The organism is Morganella sp. Je.2.23, assembly GCF_051129855.1.
Classification (GTDB): domain Bacteria; phylum Pseudomonadota; class Gammaproteobacteria; order Enterobacterales; family Enterobacteriaceae; genus Morganella; species Morganella sibonii.
In genome coordinates this window covers 99,782-119,001 of the sequence record NZ_JBCPSQ010000001.1, presented here as the reverse complement: position 1 = coordinate 119,001, position 19,220 = coordinate 99,782, and the positions used below count along the sequence as shown (strand labels likewise).

Genomic DNA, 19,220 nt, shown 5'->3' with positions numbered 1-19,220 from the left:
AGCTGAATTGTGTTTAGATCAAAAAACAGCCGGAAGCAGCATCAGGCCTGCCCCGGCTGTATAAAAATGCCCGGAATTATTTACCCAGGATCGCTTTTACCGCATCACCGATGTCAGCCAGACTGCGGACAGTCTTCACACCGGCAGCTTCGAGTGCTGCAAATTTCTCATCCGCAGTACCTTTTCCGCCCGCGATAATCGCCCCCGCATGACCCATACGCTTGCCTTTCGGTGCAGTCACACCTGCGATATAAGCCACAACCGGTTTGGTGACATGATCTTTGATGAAGGCTGCCGCTTCTTCTTCCGCGCTGCCGCCGATTTCACCGATCATCACAATCGCTTCTGTCTGCGGGTCGTTCTGGAACATACGCAGGATATCGATAAAGTTAGAGCCCGGAATCGGGTCACCGCCGATCCCCACACAGGTGGATTGTCCCAGACCGGCATCAGTGGTCTGTTTCACCGCTTCATAGGTCAGCGTACCTGAACGGGAAACGATCCCCACTTTACCCGGCAGATGGATATGTCCCGGCATAATCCCGATTTTGCATTCACCCGGGGTGATAACGCCCGGACAGTTAGGACCGATCATCCGCACACCGGCTTCATCCAGCTTCACCTTGACTGTCAGCATATCCAGAGTCGGGATGCCTTCAGTGATGGTGATAATCAGCTTGATGCCCGCATCGATCGCTTCCAGGATGGAATCCTTGCAGAACGGTGCCGGAACATAAATAACAGAGGCGGTAGCACCGGTGGCTTCCACCGCGTCACGCACGGTGTTAAAGACCGGTAAACCTAAATGTGTTGTACCGCCTTTGCCCGGTGTCACACCGCCGACCATTTTGGTACCGTACGCAATCGCCTGTTCAGAGTGGAAAGTCCCCTGGCTACCTGTGAATCCCTGACAGATAACTTTGGTGTTCTTATCGATTAAAATAGACATTATTTCGCTCCCACTGCTGCAACAACACGTTTCGCAGCATCCGTCAGGCTGGTTGCCGCAATAATATTCAGACCACTTTTCGCCAGTTTTTCCGCACCCAGTTCCGCGTTGTTCCCTTCCAGGCGCACAACCACCGGCACACTGACGCCGACTTCCTCAACCGCACCGATAATCCCGTCTGCAATCAGGTCACAACGGACGATCCCGCCGAAGATATTGACGAATACGGCTTTAACATTTTCATCGGACAGAATGATTTTAAAGGCTTCTGTAACGCGTTCTTTGGTTGCGCCGCCGCCGACATCCAGGAAGTTTGCCGGCTCACCGCCATGCAGCTTGACGATATCCATGGTGCCCATCGCCAGACCGGCACCGTTCACCATACAACCGATATTGCCGTCCAGCGCCACATAGTTCAGTTCCCATTGCGCAGCCTGTGCTTCGCGGGCATCTTCCTGTGACGGGTCATGCATTTCACGCAGTTCCGGCTGACGGTACAGGGCGTTGCCGTCAATACCTAATTTACCGTCGAGGCAGATAAGTTCGTCCTGAGTGGTGATAACCAGCGGGTTGATTTCCGCCATCGCCAGATCACGCTCCAGGAACATGGTTGCCAGTCCCATAAAGATTTTGGTGAACTGACTGACTAATTTACCGGTTAAGCCCAGTTTAAACGCCAGCTCACGCCCCTGATACGGCATCGGGCCGGTCAGCGGGTCAATCACGGCTTTGTGAATCAGTTCCGGTGTTTCATGTGCCACTTTTTCAATTTCGACACCACCTTCGGTGGAGGCCATAAAGACCACACGGCGTGAACCGCGATCCACCACGGCACCCAGATACAGCTCTTTGGCGATATCTGTTGCCCCTTCCACCAGCACCTGATGTACAGGCTGTCCCTGTGCATCTGTCTGATAGGTCACCAGACGCTTGCCTAACCACTGTTCGGCAAACGCACGAATTTCATCTTTGCTCTTAACCAGTTTCACACCGCCCGCTTTCCCGCGGCCGCCTGCATGAACCTGGCATTTGACGACCCACGGGCCGCTGCCGATTTTGGATGCTGCTTCTTCCGCTTCACGGGGTGTGGAGCAGGCATAGCCTGCCGGTGCAGGTAAACCATACCGGGTGAAGAGTTGTTTTGCCTGATACTCGTGTAAATTCATGATGTTCTATCCATAATTTGTCTGATGAGAGCGGGCTCTCTTATTGTTGTTGCCTGGATAGCGCCGGTTTCCCGGCGCAGGGACACAGATTCACTGTCGCGAGTTCAGCCGGGCGGTTTTAGCGCGATGCCGCCCGGATGAGCCAAACTAAAAAACAAAAAGCATTACACGTCGAGCAGTAAACGTGCCGGATCTTCTAACATCTCTTTAATGGTCACGAGGAACCCGACAGATTCACGTCCATCAATCAGACGGTGGTCATAAGAGAGTGCCAGGTACATCATCGGCAGGATCACCACCTGACCATTTACCGCCATCGGACGCTCTTTAATTGCATGCATCCCCAGAATCGCACTCTGCGGCGGGTTAATGATAGGCGTGGACATCAGTGACCCGAACACACCACCGTTAGTAATCGTGAAATTACCACCAGTCAGATCTTCGACTGTCAGTTTGCCTTCCTGACCTTTGACAGCCAGCTCTTTGATGCGTTTTTCAATTTCAGCCATGCTCAGCGCATCCGCATCACGCAGAACCGGAGTCACCAGACCGCGCGGCGTGGAGACCGCAATACTGATATCGAAATAGTTGTGATACACCACATCGGTGCCGTCGATAGAGGCGTTCACTTCCGGATAACGTTTCAGTGCCTCAACCACCGCTTTCACATAGAAAGACATGAAACCGAGGCGCACACCGTGACGTTTTTCAAATGATTCGCCGTACTGTTTGCGCATATCCATCACCGGCTTCATGCTCACCTCGTTAAAGGTGGTCAGCATTGCGGTGTTGTTTTTCGCTTCCAGCAGACGCTCTGCCACACGCTTGCGCAGACGGGTCATCGGTACACGTTTTTCACTGCGGTGCGGTAAACCGGCCTGAGAAACCGGCTCCGCAGCCGCTTTCACCGGTGCTTTCGGCTGCTGTGCCAGATGTTTCTCAACATCCTCACGGGTCAGACGTCCGCCGACACCACTGCCGGCAATATCGGCTGCTTTCAGGCCGTGTTCTGCGATCAGGCGGCGGACAGCCGGGCTCAGCGCATCATTGCTTTCTTCATCCAGGCCGGCATTCTGACGCTGCGCCGGTGTGGACTGCACTTTTTCTTTTACTTCCGCAGGCAGACCGGTGCTGTCACCCAGACGGATACGTCCGAGCAGCTGTTTTGAGAGGACAGTCGCCCCCTCTTCTTCCAGCACGGCTTCCAGAACACCGGAATCGCTGGCAGGCACTTCCAGCACAACTTTGTCTGTTTCGATTTCTACCAGCACTTCATCACGTTCGACGCTGTCACCCGGTTTTTTGTGCCAGGTTGCCACAGTGGCATCGGCAACAGACTCAGGGAGGTCAGGAACCAGAATTTCTATGCTACTCATTGCTTTTCCTTAATTTATTCAACGTTCAGTGCATCATTAACCAGCTCTTGTTGTTGCTGCTGGTGAACAGACGTATAACCCACGGCCGGAGAGGCAGATGCCGGACGACCCGCATAGCGCAGTGACGCTCCTGCCGGGACCGCATCACGGAAATTGTGCTGGCAGCAATACCAGGCGCCCTGGTTGAGCGGCTCTTCCTGACACCAGACAAAATCTTTCACATGGCTGAATGGTGCGAGAATCGCATGAATATCTTCATGCGGGAACGGATAGAGCTGTTCAATACGGATAATCGCCACATCTGTCTGATTATTCTTGCGGCGCTGCTCCAGTAAATCGTAGTAAACCTTACCGGAACACAGCACAACACGCTTCACATCTGCCGGATTCAGATCATCCGCTTCACCGATAACGGCTTCAAAACGGCCCTCAGCCAGCTCTTCCAGAGAAGAGACCGCCAGCGGATGACGCAGCAGTGATTTCGGTGACATTACAATCAGCGGACGGCGCATTCCGCGCAGTGCCTGACGGCGCAGCATATGGTAAACCTGTGCCGGGGTTGACGGAACACAGACCTGCATGTTCTGTTCCGCGCAAAGCTGGAGATAACGTTCCAGACGGGCGCTGGAGTGCTCAGGACCCTGGCCTTCATAGCCATGCGGCAGTAACATTACCAGCCCGCACATACGGCCCCATTTCTGTTCGCCGGAGCTGATGAACTGATCAATCACCACCTGCGCCACGTTGGCAAAGTCACCGAACTGCGCTTCCCAGATAGTCAGACCGCGCGGATCTGTCGTTGCATAGCCGTATTCAAAGGCCAGTACCGCTTCCTCAGACAGGACGGAGTCCCACACATTGAAGCGACCCTGGGCGTTATGGACATTCATCAGCGGCACATAGCAGGAGCCGTTGCTCTGGTTATGGATAACCGCGTGACGATGGAAGAAAGTACCGCGTCCCGCATCCTCACCGGACAGACGCACCGGAACACCTTCATCCACCAGTGTTGCGTAGGCCAGATTTTCCGCCGCACCCCAGTCGAGCAGTTTGTTGCCTTCCGCCATTTCCGCACGGTCGGTATAGATTTTTTCGACACGCGGGTGCATATGCACTTCTTCCGGAACAGTACTGATACGGCGCGCCAGATCACTGAGGCGTTTCAGTTCCACTTTATTGGCGTAGCTGTCGTTCCAGTTATGATTCAGGTACGGTTCCCAGGTGAGTGCCGCTTTACCGATTTCACGCCACTCTTCCACCACGCAGTCACCGCGATCCATCGCATCACGGTACATATTGACCATTTCAGTCACATCACCGGCGGCCACCACCCCTTCGGCAATCAGTTTATCGCCGTAGATTTTGCGTGGTGTCGGATGCTGTTTGATTTTCTGATACATCATCGGCTGGGTTGCACTCGGCTCATCCGCCTCGTTATGGCCGTGACGGCGGTAGCAGACCAGATCAATCATCACATCGCGGTTAAAGGTATTACGGAAATCCAGCGCCAGGCGGGTCACAAAAGCCACCGCTTCCGGATCATCCGCATTGACGTGGAAGATCGGTGCCTGAACCATCTTCATGATGTCAGTACAATATTCCGTTGACCGGGTATCTTTCGGGTTGGAGGTGGTGAAACCAATCTGGTTATTGATAACAATGCGGACAGTCCCGCCCACTTCATAACCCCGCGCCTGAGACATATTCAGGGTTTCCTGAACAATCCCCTGACCGGTTACCGCTGAGTCACCGTGGATAGTGATCGGCAGAACCATTTTGCTCAGGTTTTCCGGCAGACGGTCACGGCGGGCACGGACGGAGCCGATCACCACCGGGCTGACGATCTCAAGGTGAGACGGGTTAAAGGCAAGCGCCAGATGCACCTGAGCGCCTTCTGTCACGAAATCGGACGAGAAGCCCTGGTGATATTTCACGTCACCGGTGCCAAGATGATCTTTATGTTTACCGGCAAATTCATCAAACAGATCCGCCGGTTTTTTACCGAACAGGTTAACCAGTACGTTCAGACGACCGCGGTGTGCCATGCCCAGCACCACTTCGCGGGTGTCCTGTTTACCGGCATGACGAATCAGGTCTTTCAGCATCGGAATGAGGGAATCGCCCCCTTCCAGTGAGAAACGTTTTGCGCCCGGGAATTTCGCGCCGAGATAACGCTCCAGCCCTTCGGCTGCGGTCAGATCCGCCAGGAAACGCCGTTTTTCATCAGCACTGAACAGTTTACTGACGTCAACGGATTCCAGACGTTGCTGGAGCCAGCGTTTCTCTTCGGTATTGGTGATGTGCATATACTCGGCACCGATGGAGCCGCAGTAAATACGTTTTAATGCGTCAAACAGCTCGCTCAGCTGCATGGTTTCGCGGCCGATGGCAAAAGAACCGACGTTGAACGTTTCATCAAAATCAGCTTTGGTCAGATTATGGAACGCCGGGTCCAGATCCGGAACCGGTTCCTGTTTCCACAGGCCGAGCGGGTCAAGATTAGCGCTCTGGTGGCCACGGAAGCGGAATGCGTTGATAAGCTGCAGGACTTTGACCTGCTTGGAGTCCATCGCCGGATCGCTGACGGAGGTATGGTAGCGTGTTGAATCTTTGGCCAGACGACGAAAATAGTCGCGTGTCTGTGAATGAGGTTGTTCTGTAATATCCGCTTTCGGCAGTGAGTCGAAAATCTCCCGCCAACTTTCATCGACGGAGGCCGGATCGTTCAGATAGTCTTCATAGATATCTTCTATGTAGGCCTGGTTTTCTCCAGCCAGAAAGCTGGAATCCAGCCAGTCCTTCAGTGCGCCGTTCTGCATTATGATCCCTTAAGCTTAGAGCTTTATCCCCGTTGTCTTTCCGGCTGCGGTGTTCCGGCTGCGTGTCCGTCCGGAAAACAGAATAACGCTGTTCTGCGGATTACCCCGTCTGCCGCTGCCTGCAACCTGAATGAGGCCGGGTTTAGTTTTCGCCGTGATAACTAATACCGCGATACATTGCGGTGCGTAAAGGATTCCCGGGTGGTGCTTGTGCATCTTATGTTCTGTGTATCCCTGAGGAACCTTTAGCAACGGAATAACCGTTGCTGAAAATCCCTGTGCTGTCTATAACCATACTTACATTTGAACCAAAAAACTCACATCTTAATCACAATTAACTACATTTATTGTCGCTTCTAACACTTACTGCGATAGATTATGCCTATTGTTACGGGTTGGTAAAAGATGCCTGCCTTGCAGGCATCTTATTATTATCAATCGTTTAAGCAGAATAAAGTCAATTATGCACTGCGTTTCAGTAACATTGATTTAATATGACCAATTGCTTTTGTCGGATTCAGCCCTTTAGGACAGACACTGACGCAGTTCATAATGCCGTGACAGCGGAATACGCTGAAAGCATCACTGATGTCGTCAAGGCGGGATTCTGTCTCGGTATCACGGCTGTCTGTCAGGAAGCGGTACGCCGCTAATAAACCGGCCGGGCCGATAAATTTATCCGGGTTCCACCAGAAAGACGGGCAGGACGTCGAGCAGCAGGCACACAGGATACATTCGTACAGACCATCGAGCTTTTCACGCTGCGCAGGTGACTGTAAATGCTCACGCGCCGGCGGGTTTTTGTTGTCGTTGATCAGATACGGACGGATTTTTTCATACTGCGCGTAGAACTGCCCCATATCCACGACCAGATCCCGCACCACCGGTAAACCCGGCAGCGGGCGGATCACCACCTTTTTGCCGCCTTTCGTCAGTGCCGACAGCGGTGTGATACAGGCCAGACCGTTTTTGCCGTTCATATTAATACCGTCAGACCCGCACACCCCTTCACGACAGGAACGGCGGAATGACAGGCTAGGGTCCTGCTCTTTCAGCTGGATCAATGCATCCAGCACCATCATGTCCCGGCCTTCTTCCACATCCAGCTGATAGTTCTGCATGTGAGGTGCGTTATCCACATCCGGGTTATAGCGATAAACTGAAAATTCAACTTTCATAGTATTCTCTCCGCAAATGCCTCATCACCACACATCAGTAAGTACGAATCTTCGGCGGGAAAGGTTCACGCAGCTTAGGCTGCATGTTCACCGCACGACGTGTCATGGTTTCAGATTGCGGCAGGTACAGGGAATGACACAGCCAGTTCGCATCATCGCGATCCGGGTAGTCAAAACGACTGTGCGCACCACGGCTTTCAGTACGGAAGTTGGCGGCCATTGCAGTGGAATACGCCGTTTCCATCAGGTTATCCAGTTCCAGGCATTCAATACGCTGAGTGTTGAATTCTGATGAGGTGTCATCCAGGCGCGCATACTGCAGGCGCTCTTTAATGGCTTTCAGCTCTTCCAGTCCTTTTGCCATCGCATCCCCTTCACGGAATACCGAGAAGTTATGCTGCATGCAGGATTGCAGAGCCTTGCGGATAGTCACCGGATCTTCACCACTGCGGGTGTTGTTCCAGCGGTTCAGACGCGCCAGCGCCGCATCAACATCCGATTCACCGGCATCGCGCATTGCGCCCTGCTCCAGAATGGACTCTTTCAGGTGCAGACCGGCTGAACGGCCGAAGACCACCAGGTCAAGCAGCGAGTTACCGCCGAGGCGGTTTGCGCCGTGAACAGATACACAGGCAATTTCACCGACAGCAAACAGGCCCGGAACCAGCACATCCTCGCCCTGCTCATTCATGCTCACAACCTGACCGGTCACTTTGGTCGGGATACCGCCCATCATATAGTGGCAGGTCGGGATAACCGGGATCGGTTCTTTGACCGGGTCAACGTGAGCGAATGTCCGTGACAGCTCCAGAATACCCGGCAGACGGGATTCCAGCACCTCTTTACCCAGATGGTCGAGTTTCAGTTTCGCATGCGGTCCCCACGGGCCGTCACAACCACGGCCTTCGCGGATTTCGATCATAATGGAACGGGCAACCACGTCGCGCCCGGCAAGGTCTTTGGCGTTCGGTGCGTAGCGCTCCATAAAGCGTTCGCCATCTTTATTGAGCAGATAACCACCCTCACCACGGCAGCCTTCTGTGACCAGAACCCCCGCACCGGCAATCCCGGTCGGGTGGAACTGCCACATTTCCATATCCTGCAACGGAATACCGGCACGAACGGCCATGCCGACACCATCACCGGTGTTGATATGGGCGTTAGTGGTGGACTGATAGATGCGCCCTGCACCACCGGTTGCCAGAATAGTGGCTTTGGCTTTGAAATAGACCACTTCACCGGTTTCGATACAGATAGCGGTGGTGCCCATAATGGCGCCGTCCTGGTTTTTCACCAGGTCGAGGGCATACCATTCGGAGAAAATCGTGGTGTGATTTTTCAGGTTCTGCTGATACAGCGTATGCAGCAGTGCATGACCGGTACGGTCAGCTGCAGCGGCAGTACGTGCAGCCTGCTCGCCCCCGAAATCTTTGGATTGTCCGCCGAACGGGCGCTGATAAATGCTGCCGTCATCCAGTCGGGAAAACGGTAATCCCATGTGTTCCAGTTCCAGCACCGCTTCCGGGCCGGTTTTACACATGTATTCAATCGCGTCCTGGTCACCGATGTAATCCGACCCTTTTACAGTATCGTACATATGCCATTCCCAGTTATCCGGATGGGTATTCCCCAGCGCCACCGTGATACCACCCTGGGCGGATACGGTATGAGAGCGTGTCGGAAACACTTTGGATAACAGGGCACAGGACAGGCCGGACTGAGAAATCTGGAGTGCCGCGCGCATACCTGCGCCGCCTGCACCGATAACAACTGCGTCAAACTCTCTGACAGGTAAGCTCATTTAGACACCCCACACAATGATTGAACCGTAAATGACATAAGCGGCCAGTGCAATAATCACAATAAATTGCAGCAGCAGACGCAGGCTCAGGCACTTGACGTAATCCGTCAGCACCTGCCATAACCCGACCCAGGCGTGGGCGAGAATGGCTATCAATGTCAGCGTGGTGAACACCTGAGTGAATGAAGAGGCAAAGAAGCCACGCCAGACGTCATAAGTGATGTCTGAAGTAAAGGCTACAAAGCCGATGAGGTAGAGTACATAAAGTGTAATCACAATCGCACTGGCACGCAGAATTAACCAATCCTGAATACCGTTACGGCCGAGCGTGGTCGCACTGATTTTTGAATTATTCACCATACCAGAACCCCCGCCAACACGGCTAAAATCACAGTCAGAACCATGGAAATCTTCGCGGATGAAATACCGGCAGCCAGTGTTTCATCAACAAATCCGAAATCCATTAACATGTGACGGATACCGCCACAGATGTGATAAGCCAATGCAGTGAGGATGCCCCAGAGGATAAACTTCGCGAAGAAACCGCTCATGATATCAGCAGCCTGCGCAAACCCTTCCGGTGAGGACAGCGACAATCCTAACAGCCACAGCAGAATCGCTACAGCAACAAAGGTAATGACGCCTGAGACACGGTGTAAAATTGAAGCGATTGCAGGGATCGGAAAGTGGATCGTCTGCAAGTCTAAATTGACAGGTCGTTGTTTTTTCACAATTTTGCCCACACAGCTCTTTATTATTTTTCCTTCCTCCGGACCCGGGCGGAAATCAGACAGCGCTGGGGAAATAAGAACAATCCTTAAGTAAAATCCACATCCGTATTGTTTTACAAAAGTAATGATTCAGTTACGCTGGGTGCTCCTGCTTCAGGGAATTCCGGAGACCTTGGGGCAGTATATGGACTTCACAATATGATTACAATTCCCATACAAAATGTTTGGTCAGATTTAGCCAGAACAGTGAATAAGATCACGGTTCACACAATAAAAACGACCATTATTATTACTTGTGACATTTTGACAACAATTGAATTACATTATGTGGTTAAATACAAAAATTAAACTGACGATTACCGGCAAGAAAGACTTCCCGTAAGTGCAAACTTATGCAAAAGTGTAACTTGCAAAAAATGCACAATATCTTGCTGTACAACATAACTTTTATCGCAACACAAAGTTTCACTAACAATCTGATAACACATTAGTGCGCCGTACCGGATAACGTAACACCAGGTACGGTATCCATTCAGGTAACGCACCCGTGGTTATCACAAAAGATTGCAAAACAAATAATAAATGCGCTAAGGAGACCTACATGTCTAATATAAAGGCGGAGCTGACACTAAACGGCGTCAGGGTTACTGATCTGGATATCCTGAGCCCGACTCTCGGCCAGCCCGTAGTCGATGTCCGGACGCTCGGCGGAAAAGGCTACTACACCTTTGACCCAGGCTTCACCTCCACTGCGTCCTGTGAATCCAAAATCACGTATATCGACGGTGATGAAGGTATCCTGTTACATCGCGGCTTCCCTATCGAAGAGCTGGCGATGAAATCTGATTATCTGGAAGTGTGTTATATCCTGCTCTACGGCGAAGCGCCCGGCCAGAAAGAGTATGACGAGTTTAAAGAAACCGTAAAACGCCACACCATGATCCACGAGCAAATTACCCGCTTATTTAACGGGTTCCGCCGTGACTCTCACCCGATGGCCGTCCTCTGCGGCGTAACCGGTGCACTGGCAGCGTTCTACCATGACTCGCTGGATGTGAATAATCCGCGCCACCGCGAAATTGCGGCCTACCGTCTGCTCTCCAAAATGCCGACCGTGGCGGCAATGTGTTACAAATACTCTGTCGGACAGCCTTTTGTCTATCCGAAGAACAATCTTTCCTACGCCGGTAACTTCCTGCGTATGATGTTTGCCACTCCGTGTGAAGAATATGTGGTAAATCCGGTACTGGAACGTGCAATGGACAGAATCCTGATCCTGCACGCCGATCACGAACAGAACGCATCCACCTCAACCGTGCGGACCGCAGGTTCTTCCGGTGCCAACCCGTTCGCCTGTATCGCAGCCGGTATTGCCTCCCTGTGGGGACCTGCTCACGGCGGCGCGAACGAAGCCTGCCTGCGTATGCTGGAAGAGATCCAGACCGTTGAACACATCCCGGCCTTTATTGAGCGCGCGAAAGATAAAAATGACTCTTTCCGTCTGATGGGCTTTGGCCACCGCGTGTACAAAAACCATGACCCGCGCGCCAAAGTGATGCGTGAAACCTGCCACGAAGTGCTCAACGAGCTGGGCCTGAATGACAGTCTGCTGGAAGTGGCGATGGAGCTGGAGCGTATCGCGCTGAACGACCCGTATTTCATCGAGAAGAAACTCTACCCGAACGTGGATTTCTACTCCGGTATCATCCTGAAAGCACTGGGTATTCCGTCAAATATGTTCACCGTGATCTTTGCTATCGGCCGCACTATCGGCTGGATCGCACACTGGAGCGAAATGCACGACGACGGCCTCAAAATTGCCCGTCCGCGCCAGCTTTATACCGGTTACACTGAACGTTCGTTTGAAACCAAAGTCACTAAACGTTGTTCATAGTATTAATACCGCATCCGTCCTTATAAAACCCTCTCCGGAGGGTTTTTTTATGCATTTTTATCCACGTCTTATTCATTTCCCCATATATTCACCGGGGGTTTTTCCTGTCATCTTGCGGAAGAACGAGACAAAGGCGCTGTCACTGGCAAATCCGAGTGCCTGTGCAATATCACTGCTGCGGTATTTTTTCGCCAAAAGTTCAACAGATTTAATTAGTCGCCACTGCTGCCGCCATTGCTGATAACTCATGCCGGTTTCCCGGCGGAAAATCCGTGTGATCGTTTTTTCCCCCGCACCACAGCGCGATGCCAGTTCATTCAGCGGCGGCGGCAAAATCTGCGGATCAAGCGTTTTCAGCCGCCGGTCAGACGGCAGCGGTAACTGCATATCTTCGCGTCCGGCCAGCGCCATCTCATCCATAAATACCGGTAACAGATGCTGTAACCGTGGTTGTGTCCAGTCACTGTCAAACGGCAGCCCGGCAAACAAAAACAGGATCTCGCGCAGCAGCGGCGATACCCCGGAAATGACACAGGTTGCCGGCAGGCAGGCGCTGAGCTGCGCATCCGGATACAGCGACCGGTAACCGACAGCCTCAAACATCTGCACACGATGCAGCATCCGCGGCGGGATCCACGCCACCCGCGTCGGCGGCAGCACTGATAACGTATCAGTCAGAGTGATCTGAATCGCCCCGCGTTCAGTAAACAGCAATTGTCCGCGCTGATGACGGTGAAAGCCGGAATCATGCTGTGCGGCCATCTCTGCGGCAATACCAATCAGCGGTGCGGAATAGCTGTCTGCATCAAATTCATCACTTTGTTTCAGCCACGCCATGTTGTCCCTTTTGATAAACAGAATGTCCGGATTATTATAATAAGACATCCTCTCTTTTGCTAATCTTCGTCCCGTTCATTTCAGTTACAGAAAAGGGGACAAAAATGACAATACAAAAACCGACATTAACGCTCGCCGTTGCGCTGATGATGTTCCCGCAGATAGTGGAAACCATTTACAGCCCGGCGCTGACAGATATTGCACAAGGCTTTGGTGTCAGTGCGGCACAGGCAGGGCAGACACTGTCACTGTACTTTTTTGCCTTTGCTTTTGGCGTGATCACCTGGGGACGCTTATGTGATATTGCAGGCCGCAGACGCACCATGCTGAGCGGGCTCACACTTTACGCGGCCGCATCCTGCGGTGCGGTTATCACGAAGGATTTCAGTGTATTACTGATCCTGCGGATGTTGTCTGCTTTCGGGGCGGCGGTCGGCTCAGTCGGCACACAAACCATCATGCGTGATTGTTACAGAGGCGATGAGCTGGCAAAGGTGTTCTCTGTTATGGGGATCGCACTGGCTGTCAGTCCGGCGCTGGGTATGTTCAGCGGCGCGGCACTGACCGGTTTTGCCGGTTATCAGGGCGTCTTTACCGGGCTTGCGGTACTGGCCGTTGTTTTACTGGTCTGGACTGCACTCCGGCTGCCGGAAACAGCACCGGTTCATATTACCGCCATCTCTCTGCCGGAAACAGCAGGACAGATGCTGAGAGACGGATTTATCCTGCGTAATGTGCTGCTGATTGCCTTTCTGAATATCAGTCTGTTCAGTTATTACCAGTTAGCACCGTTTTATTTCAGTGAACTGGGATTAACACAACAGGAATTCGGTTACAGCGGATTATTGCTGGCTCTCGGTGTTGCAGCCGGATCACTGATTAACCGGCGGTTACTCAAACGCGGATGGCACACCCATTCACTGATCCGTCTGGCGGCTGTGATCGGGATTATCAGTGCCTCTTCGGTCTGGCTGTTATCTGACTCGGTCCTGTTCGTACTGCCGGTCACCGGAGTTGTTGTTTCCTACGGGCTGGCCATTCCGAATATTCTGGCCGGTGTGTTACAGGATTACCGCGATCGCCTCGGTACCGCAGGCGCCCTGCTGGGTCTGATGTATTACCTGCTGATTGGCGGCGGACTGGCGCTGGCCGGATTGAGCCAGAATCTCGGTATGTCACTGTTTATCTGCGCCGCGGGAACACTTATCTGTGCACCGCGCAACGCACGGCAAAGTACACAAACCGCGCAGTAAGACATGATAACCATATAGTAAAAGCCGGTCAGATGACCGGCTTTCTTCTTGTTACGTGTTATGCCGGATTCGGAATATCCACAAATATCACGTCGAGACCGTGTTCAGCCTGTAACCACTCACCCAGTGCACGAATTCCGCCGCGTTCGGTAGCATGGTGGCCCGCTGCAAAGAAGTGCATTCCGCATTCACGGGCGATATGAATTGTCTGCTCTGATACCTCGCCGGTCACAAAACCATCCAGACCGGCATCAGCTGCTGCCTGAATAAAGCTCTGACCACCACCGGTACACCAGCCCAGTTTTTTAATCTGAGCAGGCGCATTATCCCCGCAATGCAGAATCTCCCGATCCAGCCCCTGCTGTAAACGCTGTGCCAGTTCCTCACCGCTGACCGGCTGCGCAAACTCTCCGCAGGGAAGTAACGGGTCGACCTGTCCGGTCACCGTAACCCCCATCAGCTCTGCCAGTTTCGCGTTATTACCCAGTTCCGGATGCGCATCCAGCGGCAGATGATAACCGTATAAATTCATATCATTACACAGCAGTGTTTTGATCCGGCGCTGTTTCATTCCGCGGATACTGACCGGCTCGTTTTTCCAGAAATAACCGTGATGCACCAGCACTGCATCCGCATTCAGTCTTACCGCTTCATCCAGCAATGCCTGACAGGCGGTGACGCCGGTTACCACCCGCTGAACCTGTTCACGTCCTTCAACCTGTAAACCGTTCGGGGCATAATCCTGAAATTCCTGTACTGCCAGTTTTTCATTAATAATCTGTTCTAATTCAATGTGATTCATACTTTTTTCCTGTCCGTGCGGATACGCTTTACCATACCTTTCCGGCCTGCCAATAGCAATTTACAGACAAAAAAAACGCCCCGCGATAATATCGCCGGGCGCCTCTTTTGCTGCCGGATGCCGGTATCAGTGATGCTGTGTACTGCTGATCGCATTCTCTGAACGTGCCAGCCAGACCGGCTTATCGCTCGTCTTGGTCCACACGCGGTACAGATAACTCCAGAAGCGGGCGCGATCCCGGTAAAACAACATGAACGGGAACGCCAGGATACCTAAAGAGACTGCACCGGCACGGCGCAAGAGAACCTTATGCAACGGATATTCCTGAAATGTTGACATTGAGACCCTCCTTAATAACGGATTATCGCAAAATGGCAATAATCACCGAATGTATTTCACTTTCATATTAACCCGGCTGGTGAAACTTTACCACTCATCTGACCACTTAAACCCGGCACAATGCGCACAAAACGCCCTTTTCCCGGTAATTAAATTACGTAATTGTTATTTTTTATCATTTTGTTAACATATTTATCATTAAAAAATTAAGCTACCACAGTGATGAAAATACCTTATGATATTCCTGTTGCTAATTGATAATGGGAATTATTTATTATGAGTGCCTGGCTGGTTTATGCCCTGCTGTCTGCCATCAGTGCCGCAATGGTTGCTGTCTTCGGGAAAATGGGATTGCAGCATCTGGATGCCAATACCGCAACCGCGATCCGTGCCGTGATTATGGCGCTGTTTCTGGTCGGCGTGGTGGTGGTTCAGGGAAAACTTAATCTTATCAGTGAGATAATCGAAAATCGTAAAGCGCTGTTCTTTATTGCACTGAGCGGTATTGCCGGTGCCCTTTCCTGGCTTTTTTACTTTATGGCGATAAAAAACGGGCAGGTTTCACAGGTTGCCCCGATTGATAAACTGAGTGTGGTTTTTGCCGTGATTTTTGCCGTGATTCTGTTCGGCGAAAAAATTTCTCTGATTGCCGCAGGCGGTGTCGCTCTGATCACGCTTGGCGCACTGATGGTTGCTCTCGGATAAAACCGGTAAAAAAAACGCGGAGGGGAAGATCCGCTCCGCGTCGCTTTTTCCGGGAATGCGTCAGTCTGCAATCACCTGGTTAACTATCTCAATCGCTTCTTTTTCTATCTGTGCCAGATGTTCCGGGCCACGGAAACTTTCACAGTAGATTTTATAGGCATCTTCCGTACCGGAAGGACGCGCGGCAAACCATCCCTGCTCACTCATCACTTTCAGACCGCCGATCGATGCACCGTTCCCCGGAGCTGTGGTCAGGCGTGCCGTGATCGGATCACCGGCCAGAGTATCTGCGGTTACCATTTCCGGGGACAGTTTCGATAAGCGGGATTTCTCCGCATGACTCGCCGCAGCCTGAATCCGGCTGTAGCACGGCGACCCGAATTTCTCTGCCAGCTCATCATAATGCTGCTGCGGGTTTTTACCGGTCACGGCAGTCAGTTCCGCGGCCAGCAGGCAGAGGATAATACCGTCTTTATCGGTTGACCACGGCGTGCCGTCAAAACGCAGGAAAGAAGCACCGGCGCTCTCTTCACCGCCGAAGCCCAGTGTGCCGTTATACAGTCCGTCAACAAACCACTTAAACCCGACAGGAACTTCTGCCAGATCGCGCTGCAAATCAGCCACCACGCGATCAATCATTGCGCTGGACACCAGCGTCTTACCGACACCAACAGACGCAGGCCAGTCCGGGCGGTGCTGAAATAAATAGTTAATCGCAACTGCCAGATAATGGTTCGGATTCATCAGCCCTTTCGGCGTCACAATACCGTGGCGGTCGTAATCGGGGTCATTGGCGAAAGCCAGTGAAAAGCGGTCACGCATACTGAGCAGCCCGGCCATTGCCCATTTCGAGGAGCAATCCATGCGGATCACACCGTCATGGTCCAGCGGCATAAAGCGGAATGTCTGATCCACCTGTTCATTGACCAGCTCAATATCGAGGTCATAAAAATCACGGATGCGTTTCCAGTACTCAATCCCGGCACCACCCAGCGGGTCCACACCGATTTTGAGTTTCGCGTTACGGATAGCATCCATATTGATCACATCACTGAGCGAGCTGACATACGGCTCAATCAGGTTGACTGCACTCACCAGCGGACTGCGCAGCGCCTCACACACCGGCATTTGTTTTACCTGTGCCATATGACCGGCCAGCAGGTCGTTAGCGCGTTTTTCGATAACAGAGGTGAGGTCAGTATCCGCCGGGCCGCCGGTCGGCGGATTATATTTGATGCCGCCGTCTTCCGGCGGATTGTGTGACGGTGTGATTACAATGCCGTCAGCTTTATCCGTATGTGCCCGGTTGTAAGTCAGGATGGCATGTGACACCGCCGGTGTCGGGGTGAAACCATTATTTTCCTGAATAATAACGCGGACATTATTGGCAGCCAGTACAGACAATACAGTCTGAAACGCAGCTTCAGACAGCGCGTGCGTATCTTTGCCCACATAGCACGGCCCGGTAATACCCTGCTGCTGACGGATTTCGGCAATAGCCTGAGTGACCGCCAGAATATGTGCTTCGTTAAAACTGCCGCGCGCCGCGCTGCCGCGGTGGCCGGAAGTCCCGAATTTGACCTGCTGTGCCGGGTCCGCCGCATCAGGTGCAAGGGTATAATACTGAGAGGTCAGCTGCGCCACGTTGATTAAATCGGATTGCTGCGCAGGCTGACCAGCCCGCGGGTGCGTATGAGCCACTGTGTCATTCTCCCCTGATTACGCCGTCACCGGCAGATAAATACCCCTTACAGGGTATTGCAGACTTTCTCGACAGTATTTGCCGGGAAGCCCATTCCCTGCATAATCTGTTCTACCATGCTCTGTTTGCGCTGAGTATTGGTGTTGGTGATAACCCAGAACGGTGTGCCCGGAATGTGGCGCGGTTTGCTGGTTTTACCGCTGGCCAGCAGCGTGTGTTCATCACCGGCAAAATATACGCGGGTGCGGCCGTGGAGCTCATCCGTGCTTTTACTGAACCCGTCCGGATCAATGTTATACAGTGCGGATAACACCAGCATAAAACGATCGATCGTTTTCTTTTTCTCTGAATAGGTGTCAGATAACAGCAGCTCGCGCATGACGCGGACCGGGTCCTGAGAAACGGTTTTCACCGGACGGGCGGTAACCTGCGGGATGTTATTATCTGCGCTGTCCGTTACAGCAGGTGCGCAGGTGGCATCCGGCGTCTGCGGGCCTAAATTAAGCATACGGCGTAAAATTACCGATGCGCTTTCGCCAATGTGCTGTGTGTGGCTGGCAATATAACTATAAAGTTCTTCATCTACATCGATTGTTTTCATTTCTACCCGGTTCTTTTATTCGTTAACGCGAAACACGTTATTATAAGATAGAAAAACGCAAAACAAAACAAGTAAAATTTCAATAACTTAAACTAAAAACCACCGCAGTTTGCCACATCCGGCATTTAAAAAATAAATCAGTAAGTTATCGTTTCCTGACGCATAATCCGGTGCAGAAACATTTGCTTAACATGTTGGTTTCCGGAGGCGGCCGTGTCATCATAGCTGCCTGTTTTGCTCTGCGGATCGGTTGTTAATATGAAATTACCTGCATTACTTCATCATGAAATATTCACGCCTGAAATATCACATCACACCACACCCATTATACTTATCCATGGTCTGTTCGGTGATCTGCATAATCTCGGGGTGCTTGGCCGTGAACTGCGGAAAACGCATACCGTGGTACAGATTGATGTCCGTAACCACGGTGATTCACCACGTGCGCAATCCATGACTTACGGGGAAATGGCGCAGGATGTGCTTGATCTTATCCGTGCCCTGAATATTGAAAAAGCGATTGTGATTGGCCACTCCATGGGCGGAAAAATTGCCATGGCGCTGGCGGCACTGGCACCGGATATCACTGAAAAGCTGATTGTTATTGATATGGCACCGGTAGCTTACGGCGTACGCCGTCACGATGAGATTATCGCGGCACTGGAAGATGTCACCGCTGCCGGTGTCAGCACCCGGACAGACGCCGCCGCAATTATGGCGCAGCGCATCCGTGAAGATGGCGTCATCCCGTTTCTGCTGAAATCCTTTAAACAGGGAGAGTGGAAATTCAATCTGCCGGTGATCAAAGCGCAGTATGAATCCATCATCGGCTGGGAAACCCTGCCCCCGCAACAGGTTCCGCTGCTGCTTATCCCGGGCGGTAATTCATCCTATGTGAAACCGGAATACCGCGACGCGATTATGGCGCAGTTCCCGCAGGCAACCGCACATGTGATTGCCGGATGCGGACACTGGGTACATGCCGAAAAACCGGACGCGGTTCTGCGCGCCATCGACCGTTTCCTGGATAAAGCCTGATACCGGTGCCGCCGTCACGGCGGCGTTTA

Annotated in this window: 17 protein-coding genes; 4 read left to right on the top strand and 13 right to left on the bottom strand. The window is 52.3% G+C overall.

Annotated elements, in window-relative coordinates:
* Positions 1 to 76: 76 nt before the first annotated feature.
* From sucD to sdhC, 8 genes are all read right to left on the bottom strand, one after another.
* A complete protein-coding gene (gene sucD / locus AAZR23_RS00545) occupies positions 77 to 949 on the bottom strand; it encodes a succinate--CoA ligase subunit alpha (protein ID WP_052926236.1) in 873 nt (290 codons plus the stop codon).
* Entirely contained in the window at positions 949 to 2,115 is a 1,167-nt protein-coding gene (gene sucC / locus AAZR23_RS00540; protein WP_046893710.1) for an ADP-forming succinate--CoA ligase subunit beta, read from the bottom strand. Before sucC ends, sucD begins: the two co-directional genes overlap by 1 nt.
* 164 nt (positions 2,116 to 2,279) lie before the next feature.
* Complete coding sequence (gene odhB, locus AAZR23_RS00535; RefSeq protein WP_046893709.1) at positions 2,280 to 3,491, bottom strand: 2-oxoglutarate dehydrogenase complex dihydrolipoyllysine-residue succinyltransferase; 1,212 nt, start codon at positions 3,489 to 3,491, stop codon at positions 2,280 to 2,282.
* 14 nt (positions 3,492 to 3,505) lie between these two features.
* On the bottom strand, positions 3,506 to 6,310 hold the full coding sequence (gene sucA, locus AAZR23_RS00530; protein WP_166707234.1) for a 2-oxoglutarate dehydrogenase E1 component: 2,805 nt from the start codon (positions 6,308 to 6,310) through the stop codon (positions 3,506 to 3,508).
* Positions 6,311 to 6,771: 461 nt separating this feature from the next.
* On the bottom strand, positions 6,772 to 7,488 hold the full coding sequence (locus AAZR23_RS00525; protein ID WP_046893707.1) for a succinate dehydrogenase iron-sulfur subunit: 717 nt from the start codon (positions 7,486 to 7,488) through the stop codon (positions 6,772 to 6,774).
* Between the two features lie 34 nt (positions 7,489 to 7,522).
* Positions 7,523 to 9,289, bottom strand: coding sequence for a succinate dehydrogenase flavoprotein subunit (gene sdhA / locus AAZR23_RS00520; RefSeq protein WP_046893706.1), 1,767 nt, complete (start codon positions 9,287 to 9,289; stop codon positions 7,523 to 7,525).
* Complete coding sequence (sdhD, locus tag AAZR23_RS00515) at positions 9,290 to 9,649, bottom strand: succinate dehydrogenase membrane anchor subunit (protein ID WP_046893705.1); 360 nt, start codon at positions 9,647 to 9,649, stop codon at positions 9,290 to 9,292.
* Complete coding sequence (gene sdhC / locus AAZR23_RS00510; protein ID WP_046893704.1) at positions 9,643 to 10,032, bottom strand: succinate dehydrogenase cytochrome b556 subunit; 390 nt, start codon at positions 10,030 to 10,032, stop codon at positions 9,643 to 9,645. The genes sdhD and sdhC overlap by 7 nt, the downstream gene beginning before the upstream one ends.
* Positions 10,033 to 10,621: 589 nt before the next feature.
* Here sdhC and AAZR23_RS00505 point away from each other — a divergent pair.
* A complete protein-coding gene (locus AAZR23_RS00505) occupies positions 10,622 to 11,914 on the top strand; it encodes a citrate synthase (RefSeq protein ID WP_166707233.1) in 1,293 nt (430 codons plus the stop codon).
* A gap of 72 nt (positions 11,915 to 11,986) precedes the next feature.
* On the opposite strand, the gene AAZR23_RS00500 is transcribed toward AAZR23_RS00505, so the two are convergent.
* Positions 11,987 to 12,751, bottom strand: coding sequence for an AraC family transcriptional regulator (locus AAZR23_RS00500; RefSeq protein WP_166707232.1), 765 nt, complete (start codon positions 12,749 to 12,751; stop codon positions 11,987 to 11,989).
* Positions 12,752 to 12,855: 104 nt separating this feature from the next.
* On the opposite strand from AAZR23_RS00500, the gene AAZR23_RS00495 reads away from it, so the two are divergent.
* On the top strand, positions 12,856 to 14,004 hold the full coding sequence (locus tag AAZR23_RS00495) for a multidrug effflux MFS transporter (RefSeq protein WP_434689843.1): 1,149 nt from the start codon (positions 12,856 to 12,858) through the stop codon (positions 14,002 to 14,004).
* Positions 14,005 to 14,062: 58 nt separating this feature from the next.
* Here the strand turns inward: AAZR23_RS00495 and AAZR23_RS00490 are convergent, their stop codons facing one another.
* A complete protein-coding gene (locus AAZR23_RS00490) occupies positions 14,063 to 14,806 on the bottom strand; it encodes a type 2 GTP cyclohydrolase I (protein WP_166707230.1) in 744 nt (247 codons plus the stop codon).
* Positions 14,807 to 14,932: 126 nt separating this feature from the next.
* Complete coding sequence (locus tag AAZR23_RS00485) at positions 14,933 to 15,145, bottom strand: YbfA family protein (protein WP_046893701.1); 213 nt, start codon at positions 15,143 to 15,145, stop codon at positions 14,933 to 14,935.
* Between the two features lie 276 nt (positions 15,146 to 15,421).
* Here AAZR23_RS00485 and AAZR23_RS00480 point away from each other — a divergent pair, with 276 nt between their 5' ends.
* The gene (locus AAZR23_RS00480; protein WP_314047681.1) at positions 15,422 to 15,850 is read left to right on the top strand and encodes an EamA family transporter; all 429 of its coding nucleotides are present in this window, start codon (positions 15,422 to 15,424) and stop codon (positions 15,848 to 15,850) included.
* 60 nt (positions 15,851 to 15,910) lie between these two features.
* On the opposite strand, the gene pgm is transcribed toward AAZR23_RS00480, so the two are convergent.
* Positions 15,911 to 17,551, bottom strand: a complete 1,641-nt coding sequence (gene pgm, locus AAZR23_RS00475; protein WP_046893700.1) for a phosphoglucomutase (alpha-D-glucose-1,6-bisphosphate-dependent) — start codon at positions 17,549 to 17,551, stop codon at positions 15,911 to 15,913.
* Between the two features lie 47 nt (positions 17,552 to 17,598).
* Entirely contained in the window at positions 17,599 to 18,153 is a 555-nt protein-coding gene (gene seqA / locus AAZR23_RS00470) for a replication initiation negative regulator SeqA (protein WP_166707227.1), read from the bottom strand.
* 258 nt (positions 18,154 to 18,411) lie between these two features.
* On the opposite strand from seqA, the gene ybfF reads away from it, so the two are divergent.
* On the top strand, positions 18,412 to 19,191 hold the full coding sequence (gene ybfF, locus AAZR23_RS00465; protein WP_434689837.1) for an esterase: 780 nt from the start codon (positions 18,412 to 18,414) through the stop codon (positions 19,189 to 19,191).
* Positions 19,192 to 19,220 lie beyond the last annotated feature (29 nt).